Source organism: Aquincola tertiaricarbonis (assembly GCF_000969605.1).
Lineage (GTDB): Bacteria > Pseudomonadota > Gammaproteobacteria > Burkholderiales > Burkholderiaceae_C > Aquincola > Aquincola tertiaricarbonis.
In genome coordinates, this window is record NZ_JZUE01000007.1 from 91,915 (window position 1) to 107,537 (window position 15,623).

The window sequence follows — 15,623 nt, forward strand, 5'->3', positions numbered from 1 at the left end:
CGGGAAAAGCGTGGTTGGGTTACAGCATCGCCAGCGGCTGCTTGCGCCGCGGCGGGGGAAACAGCAGGTCGAGCTGGGCCAGGTCGTCGGCGCTGAGCGTGATGCCGGCGGCCGCCAGGTTCTCATGCAGGTGCGCTTCACGCACCGCCTTCGGAATGGCGATGGTGCCCGGCTGGGCCATCAGCCAGGCCAGCGCCACCTGGGCCGGCGTGGCGGCATGGCGGGCGGCGATCTCGTCCAGCCCGGGCTGCTCGGCCAGCGCGCCCTGGTCGATCGGCGAATACGCCATCACCGGCATGCCGCGCTGGCGCTGCCAGGGCGCCACGTCGAATTCGATGCCGCGCTGGCTGAGCGAGTAATACACCTGGTTGGCCGCGCACTCGTCGCCGCCCGGCAGCGCGGCCAGCTCCAGCAGGTCGTCACGGTCGAAATTGCTCACGCCCCAGCGGCGGATCCAGCCGCGCTGCTGCAGCGCCTGGAAACCCGCCAGCGTCTCGGCCAGCGGCACGCCGCCGCGCCAGTGCAGCAGGTAGAGGTCGATGGTGTCGATGCCCATGCGCTTCAGGCTGCGCTCACACGCCGCCTGCACCCCGGCGCGGCTGGCGTTGTGCGGGTACACCTTGCTGACGAGGAAGACGTCCTGCCGCGTCACGGTGCCGGCGCGCAGCGCCTCGGCCAGCGCCTGGCCCACCACGGTCTCGGCACCGCCTTCGCCATACATCTCGGCGGTGTCGATCAGGCGGTATCCGATCTCCAGGGCGCGTCGCACGGCGGCCACCTCGGCCGGCTGCTGGCGCGCCTGTTCGCCCATCTTCCAGGTGCCCAGCCCGAGGGCGGGCAGCTTGTCGCCGGCCGGCAGCGTCACTTCACGCATCGCGATCCATCCGTACGGGGTTGAAGCAGGCCAGTGTAGGCCGCAGGTGCAGGTGAAGCCGCCTTTATCATCCCCGCATGTCCAACCGTCCCCGCGATGTCGCGCAGATCCGGCTCGACAACGCCCTGGTGCTGTTCGACGAGTTCGTGCGAGCCACCGTCAAGCACGCCGATGCCGCCACCCTGCGCGGCCTGGAGCGCCGTTTCGCCGAGCGCCTGCAGATCCAGCCCAGCTACTGGAGCCAGATCAAGAGCCGTTCACGCCAGATCGGCGACCGCCTGGCGCGGCAGTTCGAGCAGCTCTGCCACAAGCCGCCGCTGTGGATGGACCAGCCGCGCGACGCGCCGAGCGACGCGCCCGCACCCAGCCTGGCAGTCCATGCTGCCGCCCCGGCCGCCTCTGCGCCGGACGACACCCGCCTGCCGCGCGACGACGACGAACGCTTCATCGTCGGCCTGGTGCTCACCTATTACCGGCGCCATCCGCAGCGCGCCAGGGCAAGATTGCTTGATCTCCTGGGTGAAGTGCTGGTGCCTTCGCCGGCCGCCCCACCGCCGCCCGCCGTCAAGCGCGCAGCGCCCGACGATGCCCATGCGCTGTGGCTGAAGACCCAGACCGGCGTGGCGCCGCTCAAGCCGAAGAAGCGCTGAGCCGCGGCCGACGATGCCGGTGCGCAACGCACCCCTAAGCTTAGGGATGAAGACTCTTGCGCAAGATAATCGTTTGTTTATCATGCGCAGCAAGCCGGCTGCAGCGCATCGCGCAGCCGGCGAAACCTCATTCCCCACCTTGAACGACAGGAGCGACATGTCCAGCGCCTTGCTGCCCGAGCAGTCCGCCCCTGCGTTCCCTCGCCGCCCTGCCCGGGCGCGGCCGGTGTGCCGCCGACGCTGAAACGTCGGCGTTCCTCACCTGCCACGGCCCGGCTGCATCCCGCATCCGGGCCGTTTGCCTTTCCAGTCCGGCACTTGTCCGTCCGGCCACTTCAGGAGCCACCCCATGAAGATCACCCTCCATGTCCCACGCCCCCGCAATCCGCTGGCCCTGGCCGCCCGCGCCCGTCGGGCCGGCGCCCACCGCCCCGGCGCCGGGGCGATGCGCCAGCAAGGCCGCCGCGACCTGCGCCGCGACCTCGACCGCATGAAACCGCCCAGCCCATGAACTGACAGGGCGACCGGCACCGCCGCAGGCTGCGGCAGGCCGGCGCCGCCAAGGAGATTCACCATGTCGCAGCCCAGCCTGCACTGGCCGGCCCTGGAGGCCAGCCCATCCCTGTACCGACCCAGCCTGCCCTGCCGCCTGCTGGCGGCCGCGATGCTGCAGGCCAGCCGCCAGCTGGCCCGCGCCGCACGCGCCCTGACCCTGCCGCGGCCGCAGCGCCCGCGACCGATGGCGGATGCCCGCCTGGAGTTCTACGCCGAAGCCGGGGCGCCGGAAGGCGCGCTGTACCTCGACGGCCACCTGGTCGGGCACCTGCCCGGCGTGACGAGGCTGTGATGCGCGGCAGCTCCAACCAACGCGCCGTGTGGGTCACGGCCGCGGTGATGGCCGCATCGCTGCTGGCCGCCACCGTGATGGCGGCGGACGCCGGCGGGCCGTCCGCGGCCTGTCCGGCGGTGTCCGCCGCAGCGGGTAAGCCCGGGTGTGATGCCGACGGCAAATGCCGATTCCCCGGTCAGCTCCCTTGATCGCCCGGGGGGCGTTTGCCGTAGCCTCGTCGCCCATGCCGCCCCTGCTGGACAACCCCCTGCCCACCCTGGATGCCTGGGTGGCGCATTTCCGCGATGCCCCGGTGCCGGTGCTGGCCGACAGCGCCGACCAGATCGAGGCCTTTGCCGCCAATGAAGACGCGGTGGATGCCCACACCCTGGCCGAAGCACTCGGCGACGACCCCTTTCTCACCGTGCGGGTGCTGGCCCACGTGGGCCGCCACCACCGGCGCGACACCGGCATCGAGACGCTGACCGCCGCCCTGGTGCTGATGGGCGTGCCGCCGTTCTTCCGCACCTTCGGCCAGCTGCCGACGGTGGAAGACCGGCTGCAGGCCGTGCCCGGTGCGCTGGAAGGCCTGCGCCGGGTGCTCTCGCGCGCCCACCGCGCCGCGCGCTTCGCGCTCGGCTTCGCGGTGCAGCGCCTGGACCACGACGCCATGGTCATCCGCGAGGCCGCGCTGCTGCACGACCTGGCCGAGATGCTGCTTTGGTGCCATGCGCCGCGCCTGGCACTGGAGATCGCTCGCCGCCAGCAGGCCGACGGCACGCTGCGTTCGGCCATGGCGCAGCAGCAGGTGCTGGGCGTGGCGCTGTGCGAGGTACAGCAGGCGCTGATGAAGGCCTGGAGCCTGCCCGACCTGCTGCTGCAGCTCGATGCGGAGCACGGCGCCGACACGCCTTCCGTGCGCAACGTGCGGCTGGCGGTGCGGGTGGCGCGTCACTCGGCGCAGGGCTGGGCGAATGCCGCGCTGCCCGACGACCTGAGCGACATCGCGCAGCTGCTGCGGTTGAACAACGAATCGACCCTGGCCCTGCTGCACGAGATCGACGACTGACCGCCCGGGCGCTAGAGCGGCACGGCGGTCGTGGCCTTCACTCGGTCGAGCACGAAGCTGGTCTTGCAGTCCTGCACGCTCGGGTGCTTGAGCAGCGTGTCGGCGATGAAGCGGGCGTAGTGCGCCATGTCGGCCACCAGCACGCGCAGCAGGTAGTCCATCTCGCCGGTGAGCGACACGCACTCCACCACCTCGGGCCAGGCCTGCACCGCGGCGCGGAACAGGTCCATCGGGTTGCGCTTGGAGCTCTCGGACTGCTTTTCCAGCCGCACGTTCACGTAGGCCGTCAGGCCCAGGCCCACCGCTTCGGCGCGCACCAGCGCCACGTAGCCGGCGATCACGCCCGCTTCCTCCAGCCGCTTGACCCGCCGCAGCGCCGCCGAGGCCGACAGCCCCACCTCGGCCGCGAGTTCGTCATAGGTCATGCGGCCCTGGGCTTGCAGCGCGCGAAGAATGCGCCGATCCAGGCTGTCGAGCGCGTCTTCGGTCTTCATGGTCCTCTCCACGCAGGTTTCCTGCAAAAGCATAAGCCGCCCTGCGGTACTTTGCAGGAAGCTTGCGTGCACCGCCTCCTACAGTGGAAGCAGCCACACCGCAACGGAGACACGCCATGCAGTTCACTCCCTGGGACAACCCGATGGGCACCGACGGCTTCGAGTTCATCGAATACGCCGCGCCCGACCCGGCCGCGATGGGCCAGGTGTTCGAGCGCATGGGCTTCAAGCCGATCGCCAAACACCGCTACAAGAAGGTGACGCTGTACCGCCAGGGCGAGATCAACTTCATCCTGAACGCGGAGCCCGATTCCTTCGCCCAGCGCTTCGCGCGCCTGCACGGCCCCAGCGTGTGCGCCATCGCCTTCCGCGTGCAGGACGCCAAGGCCGCCTACGAGCGCGCCACCTCGCTGGGCGCCTGGGGCTTTGCCGACCAGGCCGGCCCGGGCCAGCTCAACATCCCGGCCATCAAGGGCATCGGCGATTCGCTGATCTACCTGGTGGACCGCTGGCGCGGCAAGAACGGTGCGAAGGAGGGCGACATCGGCAACATCGGCTTCTTCGACGTCGACTTCGAGCCGCTGCCCGGCGCCGAGCTGAACCCGGCGGGCCACGGCCTGCAGTACATCGACCACCTCACGCACAACGTGCACCGCGGCCGCATGAACGAATGGGCCGAGTTCTACGAGCGGCTGTTCAACTTCCGCGAGATCCGCTACTTCGACATCGAAGGCCAGGTGACGGGCGTCAAGAGCAAGGCGCTGACCAGCCCCTGCGGAAAGATCCGCATCCCCATCAACGAGGAGGGCAACGACACCCCGGGCCAGATCCAGGAGTACCTGGACCACTACCACGGCGAGGGCATCCAGCACATTGCCATGGGCGCGCGCGACCTGTACCAGACGGTGGATGCCCTGCGCGCCAGCGGCGTGAAGCTGCTGGACACGATCGACACCTACTACGAGCTGATCGACAAGCGCATCCCGGGCCACGGCGAGGACGTGGCCGAGCTGAAGAAGCGCAAGATCCTGGTGGACGGCAAGCCAGGCGAGCTGCTGCTGCAGATCTTCAGCGAGAACCAGCTCGGCCCCATCTTCTTCGAATTCATCCAGCGCAAGGGCGACCAGGGCTTCGGCGAAGGCAACTTCAAGGCGCTGTTCGAGAGCATCGAGCTCGACCAGATGCGCCGCGGCGTGCTCAAGACCGACAAGGCGGCGGTGTAAGCCGGCGCAGCACCTCGCCCAACACGGCGGGGTGGCCCAGCAGCTGCACATGCGCCATGCCAGGCACCAGCCGGTTGTCCGCACCCGGCAGCACGGCCGCGCTGACGGGGAACACCACGTTGTCGCAGTTGCTATGGAAGCAGGTGAAGCCGGCTGCCCAGGCCGGTCGTTCGGCGGCCTGCAGCTCAGCCAGCCAGGCGCTGCCCAGCCGCATCTGCCGCGCATTGGCCGCCCGGCCGAAGCGCGCCAGCCAGGTGCCACCGTGCGGCGTCGCGATGGTGACGATGCCGGCCGTGCACTCGGCCACCGGGTCGGCATGCAGCGCGGCGATCGAGCGCAGCCAGGCCCGCACGACCAGCCCGCCCATGCTGTGCGCCACCACCAGCGGCGGCCGGCCGGTGGCCTGCCGGGCCCGCTGCACCGCCTGCTGCAGCGCCGGCGCATGGTGCTCGACGGGCGCCCACGGCGGGCCCAGCGTCACCGCCACAAATGGATGGCCGGCGGCACGCAGGCGGCGCATCCACGGGTTCCACATCGCGCGGTTGCACATGAAGCCGTGCACCAGCACCACCGCCGTGCGGCCCTGTGCCCCGGCCTCCAGGTGGTCGGGCTCGGCCCGGCTGCGGAAAGGCTGGCGCCAGCCGAACACCGCCACGCCGCAGGCCACCTCGTGCCACCAGGCGCGTAACAGCGCGCCTGGCCGCGCGCGCGGCACCGCTTGGTCGCGGTGCAGGCGGCGCATCAGCCAGAACTCCAGCGCCAGCACCGGCGCATGCGGCAGCGCCAGCAGCAGGCTGCCCAGCAGCGCCACCACCGGCTGGCCGCGCGGCCACCACCAGGCATTCCACAGCACCAGCGCGGCCAGGATGGCCAGCACCAGCGCCTGCTGCAGCCGGGCGACTGTCATGGGGTTCGACAGCGGATAACTACCGTGGCAGGCCTGGCGCGCAAGGCCGAAGATCGTCTGCAATGGTTCAACTGCACCTCAAGGACGTTCACGCGTGACTGCCACCACGGTACCTCCGATCGACCGCCCCTGGCTGGCCCACTATCCGCCGGGCGTACCGGCCGAGATCGATGCCAGCGGCTACTCGTCGCTGGTCGATCTGCTGGAAGACTGCTTCCGACGCCATGCCACGCGCGATGCATCGATCTGCATGGATGCGCGCATGACCTACCGCGACCTGGACGAGACCTCCCAGGCGCTGGCCGGCTGGCTGCAGTCCCTGGGGCTGGAGCGCGGCACCCGGGTGGCGCTGATGATGCCCAACCTGCCGCAGTACATGGTGGCCATCGCCGCAGTGCTGCGCGCCGGTTATGTGGTGGTGAACGTGAATCCGCTCTACACCGCGCGCGAACTGGAGCACCAGCTCAAGGACTCCGGCGCGCAGGCCATCGTGGTGCTGGAGAACTTCGCCGCCACCCTGGAAGAAGTGATCCAGCGCACCGAGGTGCGCCATGTGCTGCTGGCCGCCATGGGCGACATGCTGGGCTTCTGGAAGGGCCGGCTGGTGAACTTTGCCGTGCGGCATGCCAAGCGCATGGTGCCGGAGTTCCGGCTGCCCGCCGACGAAGGCCACACCGTCACCCGCTTCAACGACGCGGTGGCCGCCGGCCAGCGCCTGCCGCTCAAGCGCCCCAGCCTGCAGCCCGACGACATCGCCTTCCTGCAGTACACCGGCGGCACCACCGGCGTGTCCAAGGGCGCGATGCTGCTGCACCGCAACGTGGTGGCCAACATCCTGCAGAGCGAGGCCTGGTTCGCGCCGGCGCTCACCTTCCTCGGCGACAAGCCGCTGACCATCGTCTGCGCGCTGCCGCTGTATCACATCTATGCGCTGACGGCCTGCAACTTCCTGGGCCTGCGGCTGGGCATGACCAACCTGCTGGTGCCCAACCCGCGCGACATCCCCGGCTTCATCGCCACGCTGCAGAAGCACAAGGTGCACATGTTCCCGGCGGTCAACACGCTGTTCAATGCGCTGATCAACCACCCGGACTTCGGCCGGCTCGACTTCTCCGAGCTGCAGATCTGCAACGGCGGCGGCATGGCGGTGCAGCAGGCCACGGCCCAGCAGTGGCATGCCATCACCGGCTGCTGGATCGTGGAGGGCTACGGCCTGTCGGAAACCTCGCCGGTGGCCACGGCCAACCGCATCGACATCCAGGGCTTCACCGGCAGCATCGGCCTGCCGATGCCGTCCACCGACATCGCCATCCGCGACGACGACGGCAACGACGTGCCGCTGGGCGCCGCGGGCGAGATCTGCATCCGCGGCCCGCAGGTGATGCCCGGCTACTGGCGCCGCCCCGACGAGACCGCCAAGGTGATGACGCCCGACGGCTTCTTCCGCTCCGGCGACATCGGCGTGATGGACGCCAACGGCGAGGTGCGCATCGTCGACCGCAAGAAGGACATGATCCTGGTCAGCGGCTTCAACGTGTACCCCACCGAGATCGAGCAGGTGGTGGGCCTGCACAACGCGGTGCTCGAATGCGCCGCAGTGGGCGTGCCGGACGACAAGTCCGGCGAGGCGGTGAAGCTGTTCGTGGTGCGCAAGGACGGCGTGGCGGTGGACGAGGAAGACCTCATGCGCTACTGCCGCGACAACTTCACCGGCTACAAGCGGCCGAAATACATCGAGTTCCGCGACGAGCTGCCCAAGACCAACGTCGGCAAGATCCTGCGCCGCGAACTGCGACGTGCGGCCTGAGCAGGCGGCGCCGGTGCCGGCGGCGTTCGCCGCACTCGGGCTGCAGGTGCTGGAGCGCGGCTGGCTGTCGGCCAACAACATCGTGTTCGAGGCGCGGCCCGGTTCGCCGTCGGCGGTGGTCGATACCGGCTACGTCAGCCATGCCGACCAGACGCTGGCGCTCGTCGACACGCTGTTGCCCGGCGGGCCGGCGCGAATCATCAACACCCACCTGCATGCCGACCACTGCGGCGGCAACGCGGCGCTGCTGGCCGGCGGGGCCGAAGCGTGCTGGGTGCCCGAGCCGCTGCTGCAGGCCGTCAACCAGTGGGACACCGGCGGCGCGCTGAGCTTCGACGCCATCGATCAGCGCTGCACCCGCTTCACCGCGCACCACGGCCTGGCCGACGGCCAGCGGCTGCGCCTGGGCGGCGCGGACTGGCAGGTGCATGCCGCGCCCGGCCACGACCCGGACGCGGTGATGCTGTTCGAGCCCACGCAGCGGGTGCTCATCTCCGGCGATGCGCTGTGGGAGCGGCGGGTGGCCATCGTCTTTCCCGAACTGGTGGGCGAGGACGGCATCGGCCCGGCGCGCCAGGCGCTGGACCGCATCGAGCAGCTGGCGCCGCGCATCGTCATCCCCGGTCACGGCGCGCCGTTCACCGGCGTGGCCGATGCGCTGGCCGCGAGCCGCGAGCGCCTGGCGCTGTTCGCCGGGCAGCCGCTGGCGCATCTGCGCTATGCACTGCGGGCGCTGGTGATGTTCAACCTGCTGGAGCACCGCCGCCGGCCGCGGGCCGACTTGTTGCGCTGGATGACGGTCACGCCGCTGCTGGCCGAGCTGGCGCGCCGGCTGCCGGAAGGCACCTCGCCCGACGACTTCGCGGCCGACAACCTCGACCGCCTGCTGCACGACCGCACGCTGGTGGCCGACGGTGCCGACGTGCGCCTGCCGTAGCCGGCCCTGCCGGCGTCGTCAGCCGCTGATGTTCAGCGGGATGGTGACGGGGCCATCGTTCAGCAGCCGCACCTGCATGTCGGCGCCGAACTCGCCCGCCTGCACCAGCGCATGCTGCGCCCGGGCGCTGGCCAGCACCGCCTCATAGAGCTGGCGACCCAGCGCCGGCGGCGCCGCGTTGGTGAAGCTCGGGCGGTTGCCGCCGCGGGTGTCGGCCGCCAGCGTGAACTGCGAGACGATCAGCAATCCGCCGCCAATGTCCTGCACGCTGCGGTTCATCTTGCCGGCATCGTCGCTGAAGATGCGCAGTTTCAGCAGCTTGGCCACCAGCTTGTCGGCCACCGAGGGCGTGTCGGCCGGCTCGGCGCACACCAGCACCAGCAGGCCGGGCCCAATGTGCCCGACCACCCGGCCATCGACCGTGACGGAGGCTTCGGCCACCCGCTGGATGACGGACAGCACCTGTGCGTCAGCCCAGCGTCACGCGGGCGAATTTGCGCTTGCCCACCTGCAGCACGTAGATGCCGGGCTCCACCCGCAGGCCCTTGTCGGACAGCACCGTGCCGTCGATGCGCACGCCGCCCTGCTCCACCATGCGCAGGGCTTCGCTGGTGGAAGGCACCAGGCCGGCCTGCTTGAGCAGCGCGCCGATGCCCAGCGGCCCGCCGGACAGCGACACCTCCGGAATCTCGTCCGGCACGCCGCCACGGGCGCGGTTCTGGAAGTCCTGCTCCGCCGCCTCGGCCGCCGCCGCACTGTGGAAGCGCGTGGTGATCTCCTTGGCCAGCAGCACCTTGGCGCCCTTCGGGTTGCGCCCGCCTTCCACCTCGGCCTTCAGCTTCGCGATCTCGGCCTCGGAGCGGAAACTCAGCAGGGTGAAGTACTTCCACATCAGCGTGTCGCTGATCGACAGCAACTTGGCGAACATGCTGTTCGCCGGCTCGGTGATGCCGATGTAGTTGTTCTTGCTCTTGCTCATCTTCTCGACCCCGTCGAGGCCTTCCAGCAAGGGCATGGTGAGCACGCACTGCGGCTCCTGGCCGTATTCCTGCTGCAGATGGCGGCCCACCAGCAGGTTGAACTTCTGGTCGGTGCCACCCAGTTCGAGGTCGCTCTTCAGCGCCACCGAGTCGTAGCCCTGCATCAGCGGGTACAGGAACTCGTGCACGCTGATCGGCGTGTTGGCGCTGTACCGCTTCTGGAAGTCGTCGCGCTCCATCATGCGGGCCACCGTGTAGCGTGCGGCCAGCTGGATCATGCCGCGCGCGCCCAGCGCGTCGCTCCATTCGGAGTTGTAGCGGATCTCGGTGCGCGCCGGGTCCAGCACCAGGCTGGCCTGCTGGTAGTAGGTCTGCGCGTTCGACTCGATTTGCTCCTTGGTCAGCGGCGGCCGGGTGGCGTTGCGGCCAGAGGGGTCGCCGATCATCGAGGTGAAGTCGCCGATCAGGAAGATCACCTGATGCCCCAGGTCCTGCAGCTGGCGCATCTTGTTCAGCACCACGGTGTGGCCGATGTGGATGTCCGGCGCCGTGGGGTCCAGCCCCAGCTTGATGCGCAGCGGCGTGCCGGTGGCCTCCGACCGTTGCAGCTTCTTGAGCCACTCGGCCTCGGGCAGCAATTCGTCGCAACCGCGCTTGCTGACGGCGAGCGCCTCCAGAACGCGGTCGGAAGTCACGGCGTCATTCACATTTCTTGACATGGAGGGCTTGTAAATCCGGTGGTCCGGCCTACTCGAACGGGGGGGTGGGCCGATATACTTGTAGGACAACGAGAACACGTCCCTATCGACGGCGTCCGACTCTTGATCTCGCTTCAATTCTAGCGAGGCCCTTCGGACGCTTTTTTCCGACCCCGTGGCCCGGCTGATCGTGCCGGCGCTACACGAATCTCGGGGCCCGTCGTCCCGCCAACTCAAATTGGAACAATTGGGAACGCTGGCGCGTGTCGGTACCGCCGTTGAAAATTTCACAAGACGACATCCCCGCGGCATCACTGCCGCCGTCGTCACTTTCCTGGCCGGGGTCTCGGCCACCGCATTCGGCATCGCCCCGATGGCGCCCGACGCGTCGGACCTGCCGCAGCGCATCGTCAGCGAACAGGTGCTGCACGAGCCGCTGGACAGCCAGCTGGAAGCCCTCGCCGCGCAAGGACTGGAGCTCAGCCGCAGCGACCTCACACGCGGCAGCGACACCGCCGACAGCCTGCTCAAGCGGCTGGGCGTGAGCGATGCGTCCGCGGCCGGCTTCCTGCGCCGCGACCCGGTGGCCCGCCGCCTGCTAGAAGGCCGGCCGGGCAAGATGGTGCAGGTGGTGGCCGACGCCGATGGCCAGCTGGTGAGCCTGGTGGCCCGTTATCCGGCCGAAACCACGGACAACACCGCTAGCCACTTCACCCGCCTGAGCATCCAGCGTGACGGCAGCGGCCTGCGCAGCAGCGTGGCCGTGGCGCCGCTGCAATCGCAGGTGCGGCTGGCCAGCGGCACGATCCAGAGCTCGTTCTTCGCCGCCAGCGACGAAGCGCAGATCCCCGACGCGATCGCTGCCCAGATGGCGGAGATGTTTGCCGCCGACATCGACTTCCACCGCGAACTGCGCAAGGGCGACACCTTCAGCATCGTCTACGAAGCGCTCACCGCCGACGGCGAGCCGATCACCTGGAACCAGGGCACCGGCCGAGTGCTGGCCGCCGAGTTCGTCAATGGCGGCAAGGCGTACCAGTCGCTGTGGTACCGCGACGCCTCCGGCCGCGGCGCCTACTTCGGCTTCGATGGCCAGAGCAAGCGCCGCACCTTCCTGGCCAGCCCGATGGAGTTCTCGCGCGTCACCTCCGGTTTCGCGATGCGCTTCCATCCCATCATGCAGACCTGGCGCGCCCACCGCGGCGTGGACTACGGCGCACCCACCGGCACCCCGGTGCGCACCGTGGCCGATGGCGTGGTCACCTTTGCCGGCGTGCAGAACGGCTACGGCAACGTGATCGAAGTGCGGCACAGCAACGAGCGCAGCACGCTGTACGCCCACCTGTCACGCATCGGTGTGCGCAAGGGCGACCGTGTCAGCCAGGGCGAGACGATCGGCGCCGTCGGCGCCACCGGCTGGGCCACCGGCCCGCACCTGCACTTCGAGTTCAAGGTGGACGGCCAGCAGCAGGACCCGCTGAAGATCGCCAAGAACGCCGAAGCGGTGACCGTGTCGTCCGCCCAGCGGGCCGACTTCACCGCCCGCGCGCTGAACTACAAGGCGCAGCTGGCGCTGGCCCAGACCATCGCAGGCAACCACGGCGACGGCGACTGAGCCGCCGGCCGCCCGCATGCCGCGGCCCGTCAACGCCTGCGCGCCAGGCCTGTACATCGGCCTGATGTCCGGCACCTCGCTGGACGGCGTGGACGGCGTGCTCGTCCATGTCGAGGGCGGCGGCCGCGCCCTGCAGGTGCTGCACCACGTGCATGCGCCCTTCAGTGCCGCCCTGCGGCAGGAGCTGCTGGCACTCAACCAGCCCGGCGACAACGAGCTGCACCGCGCGGCGCTGGCCGCCAACGCATTGGCCGAGGCCTATGCGCAGCGGGTGGAGGCACTGCTGCCGCATGCCGGCGACGCGCCGGTGCAGGCCATCGGCGCCCATGGGCAGACGGTGCGCCACCGCCCCGGTGAATTCGATGGCAGCGGCTACACGCTGCAGTTGCTCAACGGCGCACTGCTGGCCGAGCGCTGCGGCATCGACGTCGTGTGCGACTTCCGCTCCCGTGACGTGGCGGCCGGCGGCCAGGGCGCGCCGCTGGTGCCTGCCTTCCATGCCGCCTTGTTCGCGCGCAGCGGTCAGGCCACGGCCGTGCTCAACCTCGGTGGCATCGCCAACCTGACGCTGCTGGGCGCCAGCGGCAGCATCACCGGCTTCGACTGCGGCCCGGCCAATGCGCTGATGGACGCCTGGTGCGAGCGCCACACCGGCCAGCCCTACGACGCCGAGGGCGCCTGGGCCGCCACCGGCCGCGTGCTGGAGGATCTGCTAGCCCAGTGGCTCGCCGAGCCCTTCTTCAGCCGCACTGCACCCAAGAGCACCGGCCGTGACCTGTTCGACCCCGGCTGGCTGGTCCGCGAGGTGCCCGCCGGCCACCGGCCCGAGGACATCCAGGCCACGCTGGCGGAACTGACGGTGCGCCCCATCGCCGCGGACCTGGCGCGGCATGCGCCGGATACCCGGCAGCTGTGGGTGTGCGGCGGCGGCGCCTACAACCGGCACCTGATGGGCCGGCTGGCCGACCTGCTGCCCGGCGTGGGCGTAGCCGCCACCGACGAGGCCGGCATCGACGTGATGCATGTGGAAGCGGCCGCCTTCGCCTGGCTGGCGCAGGCCTTCAAGGAGCAACGCCCCGGCAACCGCAAGGAGGTCACCGGGGCGCTGGGGCCGCGTGTGCTGGGCGCCTGGCACCCGGGCGCCTGAGAAGGCGCCGGGCGCTGGCCGCGCCGATCAGGCCGAGAAGCTGGAGCCGCAGCCGCAGGTGGTGGTGGCGTTGGGGTTCTTGATCACGAACTGGGCGCCCTGCAGGTCGTCCTTGTAGTCGATCTCGGCGCCCATCAGGTATTGCAGGCTCATCGCGTCGATCAGCAGCGTCACGCCGTTCTTGCTCATCTGCGTGTCGTCTTCGTTCACGATCTCGTCGAAGGTGAAACCGTACTGGAAGCCCGAGCAGCCGCCGCCCTGCACGAACACGCGCAGCTTCAGCTCAGGGTTGCCCTCCTCGTCGACCAGCTCCTTCACCTTGCCGGCGGCACTGTCGGTGAAGATGATCGGTGCCGGCATTTCATCGGCGACGGGCGTGGCAATCGGTTCGGCTACAGCGTTCATGGGAGCTCCTTCCAAGAGGACATGCGGTCAAACCGCTTGCGTTCAAGCCGGATTATCGGCGCTGGGGCCTGACCCCACGCAAATTCGGGCTTGTGCGCGCAGGATCGCCACGGTACGGGGCGAAAAAAAGCCGCCCGGAGGCGGCTTTCGATGCGCAGCAGGCGCGATCAGCGCTTGCTGAACTGCTTGCGACGGCGGGCGCCGTGCAGGCCGACCTTCTTACGCTCGACTTCACGCGCATCACGCGTCACGAAGCCGGCGTTGCTCAGCTCGGGCTTCAGCGCCGCGTCGTAGTCGATCAGCGCGCGGGTGACGCCGTGGCGCACCGCACCGGCCTGGCCGCTTTCGCCGCCGCCCTGCACGTTGACCTTGATGTCGAAAGCCTCGACGTTGTTCGTCAGGAACAACGGCTGCTTGACGATCATGATCGAGGTCTGGCGGCCGAAGTACTCCTCCACCGGCTTGCCGTTCACCGTGATCTGGCCCGTGCCCTTCTTCATGAAGACACGTGCGACAGACGACTTGCGACGGCCCGTTCCGTAGTTCCAATTGCCGATCATCTCAGCTCCTTAGATTTCCAGCGTCTTGGGCTGCTGAGCGGTGTGCGGGTGGGTGTCACCGGCATAGACCTTCAGCTTCTTCACCATCGCGTAGCCCAGCGGACCCTTGGGGAGCATGCCCTTCACGGCCTTTTCCAGGGCACGGCCGGGGTGCTTGGCCTGCATGTCCTTAAACTTGGTCGCGTAGATGCCGCCCGGGAAGCCCGAGTGCCGGTAGTACACCTTGTCGTTGGCCTTGTTGCCGGTGACACGGAGCTTGTCGACGTTGATGACGATGATGAAATCACCGGTATCGACGTGAGGCGTGTAGATGGCCTTGTGCTTGCCGCGCAAACGGAGTGCCACTTCGCTGGCAACACGTCCGAGCACCTTGTCGGTGGCGTCGAGCACAAGCCACTCGTGCTTCACTTCGGCCGGCTTGGCGCTGAAGGTCTTCATGAGAGGTCTTTCAATGTGGGCGCGCCGGCATGGCACACCCGGAAACGGACTTTCGTTTGCGTGTCGGCTTCTTCGGTGCCACTCTCACGAGGTGGCCTCTCAGTCGCTGCCGTGGCAGGCACGGCGCGCAAGCAAACGTCCCGTCCGTCGGAGGGAAGCCCGCGAGTATATGCGGTTTTGACAAGGCAGTGCCACGGTTCCGGGGCGCTGAGTGACTCACCCAGCAACGCCGCGTCCCGCGACCGCCTACAATACTAGGGTAAATACTGACGCGACACCGCGCCACGGAGCCTCCATGAACACTCGCACTGCCACTCCCACCGCCGCTCCCGGCAAGGCGGCGAGCTACCGCTGGCTGCCGGTGCGTTCCCTGGCGCAGCGGCACCGCCCGCGCATCCTGTCGCATCTGCTCAGCCTGGATCCGGCCGACCGTTACCTGCGCTTCGGCTATGCCGCGTCGGACAGCCAGGTGGGCCGCTACGTGGACGGCATCGACTTCGTGCACGACGAAGTGTTCGGGGTGTTCAACCGCCGGCTGGAACTGGTGGCGCTGGCGCACCTGGCCTACCTGAGCCCGGTGCCAGGCCAGCCGCCGGCGGCGGAGTTTGGCGTGTCGGTGGTGGGCGGCGCCCGCGGCCGCGGCTTTGGGGCGCGCCTCTTCGAGCATGCGGTGCTGCATGCCCGCAACCGTGGCATCACCACGCTGGTGATCCATGCGCTGAGCGAGAACACCGCGATGCTGAAGATCGCACGCAACGCAGGCGCGGTGGTGGAGCGCTCGGGCTCCGAAGCGGAAGCGCGGCTGAAGCTGCCGCCGGAGGACCTGGTGTCCAACGTGGAGCAGCTGCTGGGCGACCAGGCCGCCGAGATCGACTACCGGCTGAAGGTGCATGCACGCCAGGTGAACGCCTTGCTCGAGGGCATCTCGTCGGTGAAGTCGTACTTCGGCGTGACCGGCCGCGGCGCCAGCGAGTGATGGGCGCCGGCGCG

Annotated in this window: 18 protein-coding genes; 10 read left to right on the forward strand and 8 right to left on the reverse strand. The window is 69.3% G+C overall.

Annotated elements, in window-relative coordinates:
- Nucleotides 1–19: 19 nt before the first annotated feature.
- Nucleotides 20–874: an aldo/keto reductase gene (locus VO99_RS10295; RefSeq protein WP_046112766.1), complete on the reverse strand. Its 855-nt coding sequence runs from the start codon at nucleotides 872–874 to the stop codon at nucleotides 20–22.
- Nucleotides 875–951: 77 nt separating this feature from the next.
- Here VO99_RS10295 and VO99_RS10300 point away from each other — a divergent pair, with 77 nt between their 5' ends.
- From VO99_RS10300 to VO99_RS10310, 4 genes are all read left to right on the forward strand, one after another.
- A complete protein-coding gene (locus VO99_RS10300) occupies nucleotides 952–1,524 on the forward strand; it encodes a hypothetical protein (protein WP_046112767.1) in 573 nt (190 codons plus the stop codon).
- A gap of 349 nt (nucleotides 1,525–1,873) precedes the next feature.
- Nucleotides 1,874–2,035 carry a hypothetical protein gene (locus tag VO99_RS30800; protein ID WP_198156911.1) on the forward strand — a complete coding sequence of 54 codons (162 nt, stop codon included), beginning with the start codon at nucleotides 1,874–1,876 and terminating at the stop codon, nucleotides 2,033–2,035.
- Nucleotides 2,036–2,098: 63 nt separating this feature from the next.
- Nucleotides 2,099–2,371: a hypothetical protein gene (locus VO99_RS10305; RefSeq protein WP_232315330.1), complete on the forward strand. Its 273-nt coding sequence runs from the start codon at nucleotides 2,099–2,101 to the stop codon at nucleotides 2,369–2,371.
- Between the two features lie 226 nt (nucleotides 2,372–2,597).
- Nucleotides 2,598–3,422 (forward strand): HDOD domain-containing protein, encoded by an 825-nt coding sequence (locus tag VO99_RS10310; protein WP_046112768.1) that lies wholly within the window; start codon nucleotides 2,598–2,600, stop codon nucleotides 3,420–3,422.
- An 11-nt stretch (nucleotides 3,423–3,433) separates the two neighbouring features.
- On the opposite strand, the gene VO99_RS10315 is transcribed toward VO99_RS10310, so the two are convergent.
- Nucleotides 3,434–3,916, reverse strand: coding sequence for an Lrp/AsnC family transcriptional regulator (locus tag VO99_RS10315; protein ID WP_046112769.1), 483 nt, complete (start codon nucleotides 3,914–3,916; stop codon nucleotides 3,434–3,436).
- Nucleotides 3,917–4,032: 116 nt separating this feature from the next.
- On the opposite strand from VO99_RS10315, the gene hppD reads away from it, so the two are divergent.
- A complete protein-coding gene (gene hppD, locus VO99_RS10320; protein ID WP_046112770.1) occupies nucleotides 4,033–5,139 on the forward strand; it encodes a 4-hydroxyphenylpyruvate dioxygenase in 1,107 nt (368 codons plus the stop codon).
- On the opposite strand, the gene VO99_RS10325 is transcribed toward hppD, so the two are convergent.
- A complete protein-coding gene (locus VO99_RS10325; RefSeq protein ID WP_046112909.1) occupies nucleotides 5,114–6,046 on the reverse strand; it encodes an esterase/lipase family protein in 933 nt (310 codons plus the stop codon). The two genes, hppD and VO99_RS10325, sit on opposite strands and share 26 nt — an antisense overlap.
- 118 nt (nucleotides 6,047–6,164) lie before the next feature.
- Between VO99_RS10325 and VO99_RS10330 the strand changes: the two genes are divergently transcribed.
- Both VO99_RS10330 and VO99_RS10335 read left to right on the forward strand, forming a co-directional pair.
- Entirely contained in the window at nucleotides 6,165–7,853 is a 1,689-nt protein-coding gene (locus tag VO99_RS10330; RefSeq protein ID WP_046112910.1) for a long-chain-fatty-acid--CoA ligase, read from the forward strand.
- A gap of 13 nt (nucleotides 7,854–7,866) precedes the next feature.
- The gene (locus VO99_RS10335; RefSeq protein WP_083440513.1) at nucleotides 7,867–8,790 is read left to right on the forward strand and encodes an MBL fold metallo-hydrolase; all 924 of its coding nucleotides are present in this window, start codon (nucleotides 7,867–7,869) and stop codon (nucleotides 8,788–8,790) included.
- A gap of 18 nt (nucleotides 8,791–8,808) precedes the next feature.
- On the opposite strand, the gene dtd is transcribed toward VO99_RS10335, so the two are convergent.
- Together dtd and tyrS are read right to left on the reverse strand one after the other, a co-directional pair.
- On the reverse strand, nucleotides 8,809–9,252 hold the full coding sequence (gene dtd, locus VO99_RS10340) for a D-aminoacyl-tRNA deacylase (protein WP_046112771.1): 444 nt from the start codon (nucleotides 9,250–9,252) through the stop codon (nucleotides 8,809–8,811).
- A 7-nt stretch (nucleotides 9,253–9,259) separates the two neighbouring features.
- Complete coding sequence (gene tyrS / locus VO99_RS10345; RefSeq protein WP_046112772.1) at nucleotides 9,260–10,489, reverse strand: tyrosine--tRNA ligase; 1,230 nt, start codon at nucleotides 10,487–10,489, stop codon at nucleotides 9,260–9,262.
- Between the two features lie 352 nt (nucleotides 10,490–10,841).
- Between tyrS and VO99_RS10350 the strand changes: the two genes are divergently transcribed.
- Together VO99_RS10350 and VO99_RS10355 are read left to right on the forward strand one after the other, a co-directional pair.
- Nucleotides 10,842–12,083, forward strand: coding sequence for a M23 family metallopeptidase (locus tag VO99_RS10350; protein WP_157039520.1), 1,242 nt, complete (start codon nucleotides 10,842–10,844; stop codon nucleotides 12,081–12,083).
- Nucleotides 12,084–12,099: 16 nt separating this feature from the next.
- The gene (locus VO99_RS10355; RefSeq protein ID WP_046112774.1) at nucleotides 12,100–13,230 is read left to right on the forward strand and encodes an anhydro-N-acetylmuramic acid kinase; all 1,131 of its coding nucleotides are present in this window, start codon (nucleotides 12,100–12,102) and stop codon (nucleotides 13,228–13,230) included.
- 27 nt (nucleotides 13,231–13,257) lie between these two features.
- Here VO99_RS10355 and erpA read toward each other — a convergent pair whose 3' ends face one another.
- The 3 genes from erpA to rplM all read right to left on the reverse strand — a co-directional run bounded on the left by erpA (nucleotide 13,258) and on the right by rplM (nucleotide 14,633).
- Nucleotides 13,258–13,635, reverse strand: a complete 378-nt coding sequence (gene erpA / locus VO99_RS10360) for an iron-sulfur cluster insertion protein ErpA (protein WP_046112775.1) — start codon at nucleotides 13,633–13,635, stop codon at nucleotides 13,258–13,260.
- 167 nt (nucleotides 13,636–13,802) lie between these two features.
- Complete coding sequence (rpsI, locus tag VO99_RS10365; RefSeq protein ID WP_046112776.1) at nucleotides 13,803–14,195, reverse strand: 30S ribosomal protein S9; 393 nt, start codon at nucleotides 14,193–14,195, stop codon at nucleotides 13,803–13,805.
- A gap of 9 nt (nucleotides 14,196–14,204) precedes the next feature.
- A complete protein-coding gene (gene rplM, locus VO99_RS10370; RefSeq protein WP_046112777.1) occupies nucleotides 14,205–14,633 on the reverse strand; it encodes a 50S ribosomal protein L13 in 429 nt (142 codons plus the stop codon).
- Between the two features lie 295 nt (nucleotides 14,634–14,928).
- Between rplM and VO99_RS10375 the strand changes: the two genes are divergently transcribed.
- Nucleotides 14,929–15,609 (forward strand): GNAT family N-acetyltransferase, encoded by a 681-nt coding sequence (locus VO99_RS10375; RefSeq protein WP_046112778.1) that lies wholly within the window; start codon nucleotides 14,929–14,931, stop codon nucleotides 15,607–15,609.
- The last annotated feature ends 14 nt before the right edge of the window (nucleotides 15,610–15,623 follow it).

Coding starts and splice junctions, on each gene's coding strand:
- VO99_RS10300 (WP_046112767.1), top strand. CDS start 952: ATGTCCAACCGTCCCCGCGATGTCGCGCAGATCCGGCTCGACAACGCC.
- VO99_RS10325 (WP_046112909.1), bottom strand. CDS start 6,046: ATGACAGTCGCCCGGCTGCAGCAGGCGCTGGTGCTGGCCATCCTGGCC.
- hppD (WP_046112770.1), top strand. CDS start 4,033: ATGCAGTTCACTCCCTGGGACAACCCGATGGGCACCGACGGCTTCGAG.
- VO99_RS30800 (WP_198156911.1), top strand. CDS start 1,874: ATGAAGATCACCCTCCATGTCCCACGCCCCCGCAATCCGCTGGCCCTG.
- VO99_RS10305 (WP_232315330.1), top strand. CDS start 2,099: ATGTCGCAGCCCAGCCTGCACTGGCCGGCCCTGGAGGCCAGCCCATCC.
- VO99_RS10355 (WP_046112774.1), top strand. CDS start 12,100: ATGCCGCGGCCCGTCAACGCCTGCGCGCCAGGCCTGTACATCGGCCTG.
- rplM (WP_046112777.1), bottom strand. CDS start 14,633: ATGAAGACCTTCAGCGCCAAGCCGGCCGAAGTGAAGCACGAGTGGCTT.
- erpA (WP_046112775.1), bottom strand. CDS start 13,635: ATGAACGCTGTAGCCGAACCGATTGCCACGCCCGTCGCCGATGAAATG.
- VO99_RS10295 (WP_046112766.1), bottom strand. CDS start 874: ATGCGTGAAGTGACGCTGCCGGCCGGCGACAAGCTGCCCGCCCTCGGG.
- VO99_RS10375 (WP_046112778.1), top strand. CDS start 14,929: ATGAACACTCGCACTGCCACTCCCACCGCCGCTCCCGGCAAGGCGGCG.
- rpsI (WP_046112776.1), bottom strand. CDS start 14,195: ATGATCGGCAATTGGAACTACGGAACGGGCCGTCGCAAGTCGTCTGTC.
- VO99_RS10310 (WP_046112768.1), top strand. CDS start 2,598: ATGCCGCCCCTGCTGGACAACCCCCTGCCCACCCTGGATGCCTGGGTG.
- VO99_RS10350 (WP_157039520.1), top strand. CDS start 10,842: ATGGCGCCCGACGCGTCGGACCTGCCGCAGCGCATCGTCAGCGAACAG.
- VO99_RS10315 (WP_046112769.1), bottom strand. CDS start 3,916: ATGAAGACCGAAGACGCGCTCGACAGCCTGGATCGGCGCATTCTTCGC.
- tyrS (WP_046112772.1), bottom strand. CDS start 10,489: ATGTCAAGAAATGTGAATGACGCCGTGACTTCCGACCGCGTTCTGGAG.